Source organism: Nocardia wallacei (assembly GCF_029869545.1).
Classification (GTDB): domain Bacteria; phylum Actinomycetota; class Actinomycetes; order Mycobacteriales; family Mycobacteriaceae; genus Nocardia; species Nocardia wallacei_A.
This window is the reverse complement of sequence record NZ_JARWQD010000370.1, coordinates 1-12,693: the sequence shown is the minus strand read 5'-3', so window position 1 is coordinate 12,693 and position 12,693 is coordinate 1. Positions and strand designations below refer to the sequence as shown.

Below are 12,693 nucleotides of genomic sequence, written 5' to 3'. Positions count from 1 at the left end.
CCCGCTCGGCGACTACTGAACCCGCGTCGCGGCGGTCAGAGGTTGCCCGTGAACGGGTTGGTGGTGAGGCTGTACAGGCCCTGGGCGATCCAGTGGGCGTGGTCGGCGTCCGGGGACGGGCGCGGGCCGGAGGTGATCGATGCGGCCAAGGCGTGCAGCTCGGGCGCCGGGAGCAGCGTCCCATTCGACTGTCGCAGCGGCAGTTTCACCGTGACGCCGGTGCGGGCGTCCTGCGCGACCAACCGCGGGATCCGCCGACCGGTCGGCACCACTGCCGTTCCGGAGCCCGTCGGCACCGCCGTATTCTCGGCCACCGAGTCGACCCACACGCGCGCGGTGGCCAGCTCCGCCCGCCGCGTGGTGTAGGCGCCGCGCACGGCGAGCGTGGTGCCCTCCAGCCAGGCGGCCCGGCGGGACACGTACAGCAGCGCGTGCCCGACCAGGGCCACGACCGGCACGACCACCACGACGCCGATCAGGATCGCCGCGCTCGAGCCCAGCACCGTCACGACCGCGAGGATCAGTATCAGCAGCGCCGGAACCAGCAGGAGCCCGAGGCATCCGACGGTGACCGTCCGCGCCGCACCCATCGCAATGCTCAGGCGCAGCGTCCGTGAGCCGATCGGCCCTCCCATGGCACCCTTCCGTCGGAAACCCGGCGGCCCCATGCTAATCGACGGACCGGAACCTCATCCGGGTTGACAACCGGGGCACCAGAACAGGTTTCGGCCCTCGAGCACCGTGTGCAGGATCGTCGAACCGCAGATCCGGCAGGGCTCACCGGCCCGCCGGTAGACGTAGGTGCGGGGTTTGCCCTCGGCGTATGACGGTGCGCCACGGTCGTGTTCGCGGCGCACGACCACGATCTTGCCGCGCCGCACCCCGACCCGCATGAGTTCGACCAGGTCGGCCCACAGCTCGTCCCATTCGCCCGCGGTGACGTCACGACCACGCCGCCGCGGCGAGATACCGTGCCGGAACAGCAGTTCCGCGCGATAGACATTGCCGACGCCCGCGACCACGGCCTGATCCATCAGCAGCGCGCCGAGCGGGCGCGAGGAGCGGCGGATGCGCTCCCAGGCCCGGCCCGGATCGGCGTTGCGACGCAACGGGTCCGGGCCCAGCCGCGCGGTCAGGGCCGACACCTCCGGCTCGTGCAGCACCTCGCAGGCCGTCGGGCCGCGCAGATCGGTGCCGTAGGCCGACGCGGTGCGGCCGCCGCCGATCATCCGCATCCGCACCTGACCCACCGGCTCACCCGGCGGCCCCGCCGATTCGGTGAATGTGCCGTACAACCCCAGGTGCACATGCACGACCAGTCCCGAATCGTAGTGGTGCAGCAGGTGTTTGCCCCATGCCTCGGCCCGCACCAGGACGCGGCCGTCCACCAGCGCGGCGCCGTCGGCGAAACGTCCCTGCGGACTGGATACCCGTACCACTCCCCCGGCGAAGCGCTTGTGATGCAGCTTCGCCAGCCGATGCAGCGTATGCCCCTCAGGCATCTACCCGCGCTCAGCTCGGGACGGCGGGCGCCTCGCCGGACTTCTCGTACTCGGCCAGGATGTCGATGCGGCGCTGATGGCGGGCCTCGCCCGACCAGGGGGTGGCCAGGAAGGCATCGACGATGGCCAGCGCGTCCTCGGTGCTGTGCATGCGGCCGCCGATGCCCATGAGCTGGGCGTTGTTGTGCTCGCGGGCCAGCCGGGCGGTCTCGACGCTCCAGGCCAGCGCGCAGCGGGCGCCGGGCACCTTGTTGGCGGCGATCTGCTCGCCGTTGCCGCTGCCGCCGAGCACGATGCCGAGGCTGCCCGGATCGGCGACGACGCGGCGCGCGGCGTCGATGCAGAACGCCGGATAGTCGTCGGCGGCGTCGTACTCGTGGGCACCGCAGTCGACGACCTCGTGACCGGCCCGCTGCAGGTGATCCTTGACGTGGTTCTTCAGTTCGAAGCCGGCATGGTCGGCACCCAGGTATACGCGCATGGCACGCATTGTGTCAGGCGCTCGAGCGCCGGTTCGACCGGGGCGTCGGGCCACGGTTGCGGTGCGCCGACAGCACTCCGGCCCCACACTGCCTAAGGTTCAGGGCATGCAGCCCGAGGACAGAACGTCGCCTCCGACAGCACATTCGGTGCCCGCCACGAGCCCGCCCGGTGCGTCGCGCGCCGCCGCGCTCGCCGGGTGGGATCCGCAGCTCGGCCCGCCCGGCTGGGCGCCGCAGACGCCGTATTCGCCCCCGCATCCGCCGGTCGTCCAGCAGACCCGCGGGCTGTCGCCGTTCGGCATGCCCGCCCGGCACAGCTGGGAGATTCCGCTGCTGGTGATCGTCATCGTCGTCACCGCCCTCGGCTATCTGCTCAGCCTGCTGCTGTTGTTCGTCGGCGAGATCAACGACTACATGCTGCTGTTGCTGGCGGCGCCGCTGCTGCTGTATCTGGGCCGCGGTCTGAACTACGCGATGCAGCGGGTCAACGCGGTGAAGATGTCGCCCACCCAGTTCCCCGAGGGGTACCGGATGGTGGTGGAGGCGGCGCAGCGATTCGGGATGGCCACCGTGCCCGATGCCTTCGTCCTGATGGGCAGCGGGCAGATCAACGCCTTCGCCTCCGGGCACGGGTTCCGCCGCTACGTCGTCGTCTACAGCGACATGTTCGAGGTGGGCGGCCGGGCCCGCGATCCGGACGCGCTGGCGTTCATCATCGGTCACGAGGTCGGGCACATCGCGGCCGGGCACGTGTCCTACTGGCGGCAGCTGGGCATGTTCCTGGTGCCGTTCCTGCCGATCCTCGGCAACTCGCTGATCCGCAGCCAGGAGTACACCGCCGACAATCACGGCTACTGCAACCGGCATGTCGGTGCGCCGGGCGCGATGCAGGTCCTGGCGGGCGGCAAGTGGCTGAACCCGCTGGTCCGATTCGACGAGATGGCCGATCGGGCCGCCCAGGAGAAGGGCTTCTTCGTCTGGATCGCCAACGCCATGTCCTCGCATCCGGTGCTGACCTGGCGCATGTGGGCCCTGCGCGACCGCAGCAGGCACGGCAAACTGTTCTGGCGCCCCAGCGCCCCGATCCCCCCGGCCAACCAGCCCCCACCGCAGAGCTACCCACCGATGACCGGTCCGGGATACACGCCGGTCCCGCCGCCGAGCGGCCAGGAGTACAACCCGGGCGCCCAGCCCCGCCACCCCTGGCAACCCCCGAGCGGACAGAGCTATCAGCCGACTCCACCCTGGCAAGCGATGCGGGGGCCGTCGCCTACGGCGCCCGGTCCGTCCTCGCCGGGGCCGGAGAATTCGCCGGTCGATAGCGCCGGAGCGGACGAGGACCCGGGCTCGTCCTCGAATTCGCCCCGGTAGCAAGGGGTTTCAGCGACAGCGGGGCCGGTGTCGTCAGTCGAACTCCGGGTCCTCGGTGCGGGTGCGCTTGAGTTCGAAGAAGTGGGGGTAGGAGGCGAGGGCCACGGCGCCGTCCCAGAGCTTGCCGGCGTCCTCGCCGCGCGGGATGCGGGACAGGACGGGGCCGAAGAAGGCGACATCGTTGATGTGGATGGTGGGCGTGCCGACATCCTTGCCGACCTTGTCCATGCCGGCGTGGTGGCTCTCGCGCAGCGCCTCGTCGTATTCGGTGCTGTCGGCGGCCGTGGCCAGCTCGGCGGGCAGGCCGACTTCGGCCAGGGATTCGGCGATGACGACGGCGAGCCGCTCGCCCCGATCCTCCTGCGGATACTCGTCGCGGCGGTTGTGGATCCGGGTGCCCATCGCGGTGTAGAGCGGGGCCAGCACCTTCTCGCCGTGCTGCCGGGCGGCGGCGATCGCCACCCGGACCGGCCCCCACGCGGACTTCATCAGCTCCACGTAGATCTCCGGCAGGTCGTCGCGGCCCTCGTTGAGCACCGCCAGGCTCATCACGTGGAAGCGGGTCTCGATATCGCGGACCTTCTCCACCTCGAGGATCCAGCGGGAGGTGATCCAGCACCACGGGCACAGCGGGTCGAACCAGAAGTCCACGCGGTCCTTGGTGCCGGACGGGGTGGTCGTCGTGTCGCTCACGTCGCAATCCTCTCGGGAAGTCGGGGCGGCACCGCATCGCACAGGTGCCGTCGACAGCATCAACGACGGAAACTTCCGGATATTTCCCGACCCGGCCGCGCGAGCGCAGTAGGGTCGGAAATGACCTGGCGGCCGTTGTACGGAGGTTCGCATGACCACAGATTCCAGGTTCGTCATCGTCGGCGGCGGGCTGGCCGCGGCCAAGCTCGCGGAGGCGTTGCGCGGCAACGATTTCGACGGCACACTCACCCTGATCGGCGAGGAGGAGCACCTCCCCTACGAGCGGCCGCCACTGTCGAAGGAGCACCTGCTGGGCAAGCAGGCGCTGGCGGATTTCACCACCGCCCCGGGCCAGTGGTATCGCGACCATCATGTCGAGGTCATGCTCGGCACCACCGTGACCGCGGTCGACCGGGCCTCGAAAACCGTTGCCCTGCCGGATGGTTCGACCCTGCCCTACGACAAGCTCGCACTGGCGACCGGCTCGCGGCCGCGTCGCCTGCCGATTCCGGGCGCCGACGCGCAGGGCGTGTACGAACTGCGCAGCATCGAGCAGTCCGACGCGCTGATCGACCTGTTCGGCTCGGCGCGCAGGCTGGCGGTGATCGGCGCGGGCTGGATCGGCCTGGAGGTCACGGCCGCCGCCCGGACCGCCGGTGTCGAAGTGACCGTGCTCGAGACCGAGCGGGTGCCGCTGCGGGCCGCGCTCGGCACCGAGATGGGCGAGGTGTTCGCCGACCTGCACCGCGCGCACGGCGTCGATCTGCGCTGCGGGGTTCGCGTCGCCGAGATCACCACGTCCGGCGGCGCGGCGACCGGCGTCCGGCTCGACGACGACACCGTGCTCGAGGCCGACGCGGTGCTGCAGGCCGTGGGCGCGCGGCCGAATATCGAACTGGCCGCCGATGCGGGCCTCGCGGTGGGCAGCGGCGTCCTGGTGGACGAGAGCCTGGCCACCGGCGATCCGGACATCGTCGCGGTCGGCGATATCGCCGAGCAGCAGCATCCGCTGCTGGGTCGGCGCGTCCGCGTGGAGCACTGGGCCAATGCCCTCAATCAACCGGCGGTCGCGGCGCTGACGATGCTGGGCAAGCCCGGCAGCTACGACCGGCTGCCGTACTTCTTCACCGATCAGTACGACCTGGGGATGGAGTACACCGGCTACGTCGCCCCCGGCGAGGAGGCGTCCGTCGTGGTGCGCGGCGATACCGGCACGCGCGAGTTCGTGGCGTTCTGGCTGGATTCCGGCAATCGCGTGCTGGCCGGGATGAACGTCAACATCTGGGATGCCGGTGACCGGATCAAGGAGCTGATCGTCTCCCGCGAGCCGGTCGATCCCCGGCGCCTGGCCGACACCTCGACATCATTGTGACCGCCATCACATTACAGATGCGTCGAGGCCGCGATGCCGGTTCCGACCTGTCGGTGAGTACGTCACGATGGACGCACCGGAGACAGAGGAACACACCATGAAGTACATGCTGCTCAAGACCTACGGCGAGGCCGCCTACTGCACCGCCCCGATCGGCGAGTGGGCGCCGGAGGAGATCGCGGCCCACATCGAATTCCAGCGCGCGCTCGGCGCGGAACTCGAGAAATCCGGTGAACTGGTGGACGCCCAGGGGCTGGCCGCCCCCGAACAGGCGCTGCTCGTCTCCTCCGACGGTCGCTCGGCGCCGGTGGTCACGGACGGGCCGTTCCCGGAGACCAAGGAATTCCTGGCGGGCTACTGGATGGTCGACGTCGACAGCCGTGACCGCGCCATCGAAATCGCCGCGCGCGCCTCCGCGGCCCCGGGACCCGGCGGCAAACCCATCGGCGAGTACCTCGAGGTCCGCGCCGTCATGGAAGCACCATCGGTCGACCACTGACCGAAACCCCCAGCGCCATGCCCGAATCGGATATCCCGCGTACCCGCCCGGAGCCCGATTCGGGCGGGGCGGGCGGTCCGACCGGTGCGGACGAGGTGGCCCGGCTGCTGCGGGAGGTCGCCCCGTCCGCACTCGGGGTGCTGGCGCGTCGCTCCGGGGATTTCGATGCGGCCGAGGACGCCCTGCAGGAGGCGATGCTGGCGGCGGCGACACAGTGGCCGCAGGCGGGGCTGCCGGACAGCCCGCGGGCGTGGCTGATCCAGGTGGCCCAGCGGCGACTGACCGATGCGGTGCGCGCCGACATCGCCCGGCGCCACCGGGAAGTGGCGGTGGCGCGAGATGTCGTGCCGCCCAGCGAGATCGGCACACACGACGACACGCTGACGCTGTTCCTGCTGTGCTGCCATCCCGCCCTGTCTCCGGCGAGCGCGATCGCGCTGACGCTGCGGGCGGTCGGCGGGCTCACCACCGAGGAGATCGCGCGGGCCTTCCTGCTGCCGGAGGCGACCATGGCGCAGCGGATCTCGCGCGCGAAGAAGCGGCTGTCCGGACTCGAGCGGCCGTTCACCGCGCCGCTGGACCTCGCGGCGGGCGACCGCCTCGCCGCGGTCCTGCACGTGCTGTACGTGCTGTTCACCGAGGGACACACGGCCTCCGGCGGGACACAGCTGTGCCGCGTCGACCTGGCCGCCGAGGCGATCCGGCTGGCCCGCATCCTGCACCGGCTGCTGCCCGACGATCCCGAGGTGACGGCGCTGCTCGCGCTGATGCTGCTGACCGATGCCCGCCGCGCCGCCCGCACCGGGCCGAGCGGGGAACTCATTCCCCTGCTCGAACAGGACCGATCCCGGTGGGACCGGATCCGTCTCGCCGAGGGCATGCGGCTGGCGGCGGCCGCGATCGGGCACGGCCTCCACGGGATGTACCGCTTCCAGGCCGCCATCGCGGCCCTGCACGCCCAGGCTCGCTGCACCGCGGACACCGACTGGGGGCGAATTCTGGTGTTGTACACCATGTTCGATCGCCTGGCCCGCAATCCGATGGTGACGCTGAACCGCGCGGTCGCCACCGCCATGGTGCACGGGCCCGCGGCCGGTCTGGACCTGGCCGCGACCGTCGAGGACAGTCTCGCGGGGAACCACCGCCTCGATGCCGTCCGCGGCCACCTGTACGAGATGGCGGGCGATCGCCCCGCGGCCATCGCCGCCTACGCCGCGGCGGCCCGGCGCACCACCAGCGTCCCGGAACGGGACTACCTCACCATTCGCGGCGCCCAGCTGCGAGAAGGGAAAGCCATGGCGTACGAGAAGGACCCCCGCGTCGACGCCTATATCGACCCGCTTCCGGAGTGGCAGCGGCGGATCTGCCTGCAGGTCCGCGATCTGGTGCATGCCGCCGACCCGGAGGTCACCGAGACGATCAAGCGGACCGTGCAGCCCTACTTCGTGCTGCAGGGCAATATCTGCGCGCTGCTGGCCACCAGGGACCACGTGAACGTCTTCCTCTACGACGGCGGCATCGTTCCCGATCCGGAGGGCATCATCACCGGCGGCCACGACAACAAGACCGGCCGCACCGTCGCGGTCTACGAGGGCGAGAAGATCAACGAGGCCGCGCTGCTGGCGATGTTCCGGCAGATCGCCGCGAACAACCGCGCGGGCGGATGGCGGAAGATCAAGGCACAGAACTGATTACGCCGACCAAACGTTGCCCGTGATGAGTTCGTAGGCCTCCGTGTATTTCCGCCGCGTGGCGGCGACGATGTCGGCGGGGATCTCCGGGCCCGGGGGCTCCTTGTCCCAGCCGGTCGAGGCGGCCCAGTCGCGGACGAACTGCTTGTCGAAGGAGCGCTGCGGGCGGCCGGGCTCCCATTCGGCGGCGGGCCAGTAACGCGAGGAGTCGGAGGTCAGCACCTCGTCACCGAGGGTGAGAACCTCGCCGTCCCAGCCGAATTCGACCTTCGTATCGGCGATGATCACGCCGCGTTCGGCGGCGTAGGCGGCCCCGCGGGAGTAGACGTCCAGGGTGAGTTCCCGCAGGCGCTCGGCTACCTCGCGGCCCTCCTGGCGCACCACGTCGTCGAAGGTGATCGGCTCGTCGTGCCCCTCGGCCGCCTTGGTGGTGGGCGTGAAGATCGGCTCGGGCAGCCTGTCGCCCTCGCGCAGGCCCGCGGGCAGCGCGATGCCCGAGACCGAGCCGGTACGCTCGTACTCCTTCAGCCCCGAACCCGACAGGTACCCGCGGGCGATGCACTCCACCTGCACCATCTTCAGCGGCTTGACCCGCACCGCGCGCCCGGCGAACTCGTCGGGGACATCGGTGGCCGACAGCACGTGATTGGGCACGTCGGAGAGGTACTCGAACCACCAGTTCGACAGCTGGGTCAGCAGCGCACCCTTGTCCGGGATCGGTGTCGGCAGCACCACGTCGTAGACCGACACCCGATCGGAGGCGACCAGGAGCAGCGAATCGCCGTCCTCGTACAGATCGCGCACCTTGCCGGAGTGGATGTGCTTCAACTGTCCTCCTCGTGAGCGGCTCGAATCAGCCACAGCCTACCGAGGCCGCAGGTCGGCACGCCCGAACACCCGCCGACATGGCATTGTGGGACTGGGCGGCTGCCCGGTACAGCTCTCCGATCGATCAGCGAAGGAGTCTCCTTGTCCGCACCGAACCTCACCCGCGAGCAGGCGGTCGCGCGCGCCGCGACGATCAGCGTGGAGAACTATCGCGTCGAACTCGACCTGACCGGCCAGCCCACGAACGCCGAGGCGGCAGCGGCGGAGACCTTCAACTCGCGATCCACCGTGACGTTCACGGCCACACCCGGTTCGGAGACGTTCGTCGATATCGTGGCGGCCGGGGTCCGGTCGGCGGTGCTGAACGGCGTCGCGCTGGAGATCGGCGACTACGACGAGTCCCAGGGGCTCACCTTGACCGGCCTGGCCGAGCGCAACGAGCTGACGGTGGAGGCCGACTGCGAGTACTCGCACACCGGCGAGGGCCTGCACCGCTTCGTCGACCCGACCGACGACAAGGTCTACCTGTACTCGCAGTTCGAGACCGCCGACGCCAAGCGGATGTTCGCCTGCTTCGACCAGCCCGACCTCAAGGCCACCTACGACATCGCCGTCACCGCCCCGCAGGACTGGGAGGTCATCTCCAACGGCGCCGCGGTCGAAACGCACCAGACCGGCACGGTGACCCGGCACGTGTTCGCCACCACTCCCCGCATGAGCACCTACCTGGTGGCGCTGATCGCGGGCCCGTACGCGAAGTGGACCGACACCTACTCCGACGACCACGGCAGCATCCCGCTGGGCATCTACTGCCGCGCCTCGCTGGCCGAGTTCATGGACGCCGAGCGGCTTTTCACCGAGACCAAGCAGGGCTTCGGCTTCTACCACGCCAATTTCGGTGTGCCGTACGCGTTCGGCAAGTACGACCAGCTGTTCGTGCCCGAATTCAACGCCGGGGCAATGGAGAACGCGGGCGCGGTCACCTTCCTGGAGGACTACGTCTTCCGCTCCAAGGTGACTCGGGCCTCCTACGAGCGCCGCTGCGAGACCGTGCTGCACGAGATGGCGCACATGTGGTTCGGCGACCTGGTCACCATGAAGTGGTGGGACGACCTGTGGCTGAACGAGTCGTTCGCCACCTTCGCCTCGGTGCTGTGCATGACCTCGGCGACCGAATACACCAGCGCCTGGACGACTTTCGCGAATGTGGAGAAGTCGTGGGCGTATCGGCAGGATCAGCTACCGTCCACCCACCCCATCGCCGCCGACATCCCCGACCTGGCCGCCGTCGAGGTCAACTTCGACGGAATCACCTACGCCAAGGGCGCTTCGGTGCTCAAGCAGCTGGTGGCCTACGTCGGCCGGGAGCCGTTCCTGGCGGGCCTGCGCGACTACTTCGCCCGGCACGCCTACGGCAACGCCACCTTCGACGACCTGGTGGGTGCGCTCGAAAAGGCCTCCGGCCGTGACCTTTCCGACTGGGGCGCGCAGTGGCTCAAGACCACGGGCTTGAACACCCTGCGCCCCGATTTCGACGTGGACACCGACGGGAAGTTCACCCGGTTCGCGGTGGTGCAGGAGGGCGCGGCACCCGGCGCCGGGGAGCGTCGCGTGCACCGGCTGGCCGTCGGCGTGTACGACGACCAGGACGGAAAGCTGGTGCGCACCAAGCGAGTCGAGCTCGATCTCGATGCCGCGGACAGCACCGAGGTGCCCGAACTCGTCGGCGTCGGGCGCGGCAAGCTGGTGCTGATCAACGACGACGACCTGACCTACTGCTCGCTGCGGCTCGACCCGGATTCACTGGACACCGTGACCACGCGCATCGCCGATATCGCCGAATCGCTGCCGCGCACGCTGTGCTGGTCCGCGGCGTGGGAGATGACCCGCCAGGCCGAGATGCGGGCCCGCGACTTCGTGGCGCTGGTGCAGCGCGGCATCGGCGAGGAGACCGAAATCGGTGTGGTGCAACGGATTCTGATGCAGGCCCACACCGCGCTGGCCAGCTACGCCGACCCGGAGTGGGCCGCGCGCACGGGCTGGCCCGAGTTCGCCGACCGGCTGCTGGAGCTGGCGCGGGCGGCGGAGCCGGGTTCGGATCATCAGCTCGCGTTCGTCAACGCCCTGACCGGCGCGCGGTTGTCGCCGCAGCACGTCGAGGCGCTCGCCGCGCTGTACGACAGCGGCGACCCGGCCCGGGTGGGCCTGCCGGGGCTGGTGGTGGACACCGATCTGCGCTGGCGGCTGGTGCAGGCGCTCGCCAAGTCGGGTGCGGTCGACGCCGACGGCGAACCCACCCCGGTGATCGACGCCGAACTGGACCGGGATCCGACCGCGGCCGGTCGTCGTCAGGCGGCCGCCGCGGCCACCGCCCGGCCGCAGGCACCGGTCAAGGAGATCGCCTGGAACACGGTGATGAACGACGACTCGGTGCCCAACATCACCGCGCGCGCGATCGTCGGCGGGTTCGCCCCGGTCGGCCAGGCCGACCTGCTGACACCGTTCGTCGAGCGGTACTTCGCGGAGATCCCCGACGTGTGGGAGCGCCGCTCCAGCGAGGTGGCCCAGACCGTCGTCGTCGGCCTCTACCCGCACTGGGCCATTTCCGACGAGGCGGTGGCCGTCGCCGACAAGTTCCTCGACGCCGACCACCCACCGGCCCTGCGCCGCCTGGTGTCGGAGGGCAAGGCGGGCATCGAACGTTCCCTGCGCGCAAGGGCCTTCGACGCCCAGTAGCCCCGATCGCCGGGTCCCGCCCCTCGTCGGGACCCGGCGGACGGTCCGTTCGACCCGCCCGGCGAGTCACTCGCCGAAGGGCGGGCGGACGTCGGCGACGGTGTACAGCAGGACGTTGTCGCCGGTGATCGGGATGCCGGTGTCGGGGGCGTCGGCGATCGCGCGCCAGGCGTCGAGGTGTTCCCCGGATTCCCAGCGTTCGAAGTTGTTGACCCGCTGCGGATTCAACGGGTCGGCGGTGATCGCCAGGTCGAGGCACCCCGGCGCCTCGCGCGCCCGGCGCACCAGATCCTGATGGGCGGCGACGAACTCGTCGCGTCGATCGGCATCGACCGTCACGTGCCCGGCGATGATGAGCATCAGGCGGTTCCTTCCATGCGAGCCGTCCCGGCGGGCGGGCGCCCGGTGGCCATCAGTAGCAGGTCGATGACCGGTCCCCGGATCTCCTCGGCGCCCGCGCCGTGGGTCCAGTCGGCATCGGTGGCCCGCAGCCGCATTCCGCCGACGCGTTGCCGCGCGCCGTAGAAGCGGCTGCCCAGCACCTGGTCGAGCGCGGCGATCACCCGCTCGGGCGGCGGCCGCAGGCTGCGGCCGAGCGGCCTGGCGATGTCCTGGCCGTGAACGATGATGTCCACCAACGGATCCACCACTCCCGCTCCCGGCGCCCGGCGGTGCGCGTCCGCAGTATCGCGCAGCTGGGCGATGAGTTCGGCGGGGGTGAACCGCGCCGCGAGCGCACTCGCCTGGTCGGCCGTCATCCGGTTCCAGTCGAATCGCGCCCGCACGATGCCGACGACCGTGGCCCGCAGCGAGTCTCGCGTGGACGTGGTGATGTGGGCCAGCACCTCGTGCACCGTCCACTCGGCACACAGCGACTGCCGCGACCAGTCGGAGTCGGGCAGGTCGTCGAGGAAGTCGGCGAGGGCGCGCCGCTCGGCACATATCCACGCCCGGATCAGCTCCGGATCCGTGGTAGGTCTCCCGGTGGTAGTCACACCGATACCGACGGGCTCGCGCACCGGAATTCATCGCTCGCTGCTGTGGGCAGATCTGCTCACAGCAGCGAGGGGCGCATTCCGGGGGTGCGGTCGGGCACGGTGGGGACATGGCTGACGACAACAAGACCCCGCTTTTCAGCTGGCGCACCCGCGAGCAACTGCTCGGCCGCCGCGTGCTGGTGCTCGACGGCGCGCTCGACGACGACAACGGGACACTGCTGACGACCCAACTGCTGACGCTGGCGGCCGAGGACCCCGAGGCCGGGATCTCGCTGTGGATCCACTCCCCCGGCGGGTCGGTGCCGTCGATGCTCGCGATCCGCGACGTGATGCGGCTGGTGCCGTGCGACGTCTCGACGCTGGCGCTCGGATTGGCCTGCAGCGCGGGGCAATTCCTGCTGTCCGCCGGTGCGCGCGGCAAGCGGTTCGCGCGGGCCCCCCCCCCGGTACGCCAGGCAAAGGGGGGGGGCCGGGTAGGCGGCGGCGCCGGGGGGGGGGGGGGTGGGGGCCCCGGAGAGGGG

At 70.4% G+C, this 12,693-nt stretch carries 13 protein-coding genes; 6 read left to right on the top strand and 7 right to left on the bottom strand.

Annotated elements, in window-relative coordinates; genetic code table 11:
• Window positions 1-35: 35 nt before the first annotated feature.
• From QH290_RS34105 to QH290_RS34095, 3 genes are read right to left on the bottom strand one after another with little or no spacing between them, the layout of a single operon-like run.
• Window positions 36-635: a hypothetical protein gene (locus QH290_RS34105; protein ID WP_280268747.1), complete on the bottom strand. Its 600-nt coding sequence runs from the start codon at window positions 633-635 to the stop codon at window positions 36-38.
• A 54-nt stretch (window positions 636-689) separates the two neighbouring features.
• Complete coding sequence (locus QH290_RS34100; RefSeq protein WP_280387442.1) at window positions 690-1,502, bottom strand: Fpg/Nei family DNA glycosylase; 813 nt, start codon at window positions 1,500-1,502, stop codon at window positions 690-692.
• 10 nt (window positions 1,503-1,512) lie between these two features.
• The gene (locus QH290_RS34095) at window positions 1,513-1,983 is read right to left on the bottom strand and encodes a ribose-5-phosphate isomerase (RefSeq protein ID WP_280268749.1); all 471 of its coding nucleotides are present in this window, start codon (window positions 1,981-1,983) and stop codon (window positions 1,513-1,515) included.
• 301 nt (window positions 1,984-2,284) lie between these two features.
• Between QH290_RS34095 and QH290_RS34090 the strand changes: the two genes are divergently transcribed.
• On the top strand, window positions 2,285-3,355 hold the full coding sequence (locus QH290_RS34090) for a M48 family metallopeptidase (protein ID WP_280387462.1): 1,071 nt from the start codon (window positions 2,285-2,287) through the stop codon (window positions 3,353-3,355).
• A gap of 33 nt (window positions 3,356-3,388) precedes the next feature.
• On the opposite strand, the gene QH290_RS34085 is transcribed toward QH290_RS34090, so the two are convergent.
• Complete coding sequence (locus tag QH290_RS34085; protein WP_280268750.1) at window positions 3,389-4,048, bottom strand: mycothiol-dependent nitroreductase Rv2466c family protein; 660 nt, start codon at window positions 4,046-4,048, stop codon at window positions 3,389-3,391.
• Between the two features lie 151 nt (window positions 4,049-4,199).
• Here QH290_RS34085 and QH290_RS34080 point away from each other — a divergent pair, with 151 nt between their 5' ends.
• From QH290_RS34080 to QH290_RS34070, 3 genes are all read left to right on the top strand, one after another.
• Window positions 4,200-5,420, top strand: a complete 1,221-nt coding sequence (locus QH290_RS34080; RefSeq protein ID WP_280387439.1) for an NAD(P)/FAD-dependent oxidoreductase — start codon at window positions 4,200-4,202, stop codon at window positions 5,418-5,420.
• A gap of 97 nt (window positions 5,421-5,517) precedes the next feature.
• Complete coding sequence (locus QH290_RS34075) at window positions 5,518-5,919, top strand: YciI family protein (RefSeq protein WP_280268752.1); 402 nt, start codon at window positions 5,518-5,520, stop codon at window positions 5,917-5,919.
• A 17-nt stretch (window positions 5,920-5,936) separates the two neighbouring features.
• The gene (locus QH290_RS34070) at window positions 5,937-7,610 is read left to right on the top strand and encodes a sigma-70 family RNA polymerase sigma factor (protein ID WP_342213784.1); all 1,674 of its coding nucleotides are present in this window, start codon (window positions 5,937-5,939) and stop codon (window positions 7,608-7,610) included.
• Here the strand turns inward: QH290_RS34070 and QH290_RS34060 are convergent, their stop codons facing one another.
• Entirely contained in the window at window positions 7,611-8,438 is an 828-nt protein-coding gene (locus tag QH290_RS34060; RefSeq protein WP_280387437.1) for a phosphoribosylaminoimidazolesuccinocarboxamide synthase, read from the bottom strand.
• Between the two features lie 141 nt (window positions 8,439-8,579).
• Here QH290_RS34060 and pepN point away from each other — a divergent pair, with 141 nt between their 5' ends.
• Window positions 8,580-11,174 carry an aminopeptidase N gene (pepN, locus tag QH290_RS34055; RefSeq protein ID WP_280387435.1) on the top strand — a complete coding sequence of 865 codons (2,595 nt, stop codon included), beginning with the start codon at window positions 8,580-8,582 and terminating at the stop codon, window positions 11,172-11,174.
• A 66-nt stretch (window positions 11,175-11,240) separates the two neighbouring features.
• On the opposite strand, the gene QH290_RS34050 is transcribed toward pepN, so the two are convergent.
• A complete protein-coding gene (locus QH290_RS34050) occupies window positions 11,241-11,534 on the bottom strand; it encodes a putative quinol monooxygenase (protein ID WP_280268755.1) in 294 nt (97 codons plus the stop codon).
• Complete coding sequence (locus QH290_RS34045; protein ID WP_280387433.1) at window positions 11,534-12,169, bottom strand: maleylpyruvate isomerase family mycothiol-dependent enzyme; 636 nt, start codon at window positions 12,167-12,169, stop codon at window positions 11,534-11,536. The genes QH290_RS34050 and QH290_RS34045 overlap by 1 nt, the downstream gene beginning before the upstream one ends.
• 110 nt (window positions 12,170-12,279) lie before the next feature.
• Here QH290_RS34045 and QH290_RS34040 point away from each other — a divergent pair.
• The coding region (locus QH290_RS34040; protein ID WP_280387431.1) for a ClpP family protease at window positions 12,280-12,693 on the top strand (414 nt) is incomplete at its 3' end.

What these genes read in the sequence shown, in the direction of transcription:
- QH290_RS34105 (WP_280268747.1), bottom strand. Translation starts at nt 635, where the DNA reads ATGGGAGGGCCGATCGGCTCACGGACGCTGCGCCTGAGCATTGCGATG.
- QH290_RS34100 (WP_280387442.1), bottom strand. Translation starts at nt 1,502, where the DNA reads ATGCCTGAGGGGCATACGCTGCATCGGCTGGCGAAGCTGCATCACAAG.
- QH290_RS34095 (WP_280268749.1), bottom strand. Translation starts at nt 1,983, where the DNA reads ATGCGCGTATACCTGGGTGCCGACCATGCCGGCTTCGAACTGAAGAAC.
- QH290_RS34090 (WP_280387462.1), top strand. Translation starts at nt 2,285, where the DNA reads ATGCCCGCCCGGCACAGCTGGGAGATTCCGCTGCTGGTGATCGTCATC.
- QH290_RS34080 (WP_280387439.1), top strand. Translation starts at nt 4,200, where the DNA reads ATGACCACAGATTCCAGGTTCGTCATCGTCGGCGGCGGGCTGGCCGCG.
- QH290_RS34075 (WP_280268752.1), top strand. Translation starts at nt 5,518, where the DNA reads ATGAAGTACATGCTGCTCAAGACCTACGGCGAGGCCGCCTACTGCACC.
- QH290_RS34070 (WP_342213784.1), top strand. Translation starts at nt 5,937, where the DNA reads ATGCCCGAATCGGATATCCCGCGTACCCGCCCGGAGCCCGATTCGGGC.
- QH290_RS34050 (WP_280268755.1), bottom strand. Translation starts at nt 11,534, where the DNA reads ATGCTCATCATCGCCGGGCACGTGACGGTCGATGCCGATCGACGCGAC.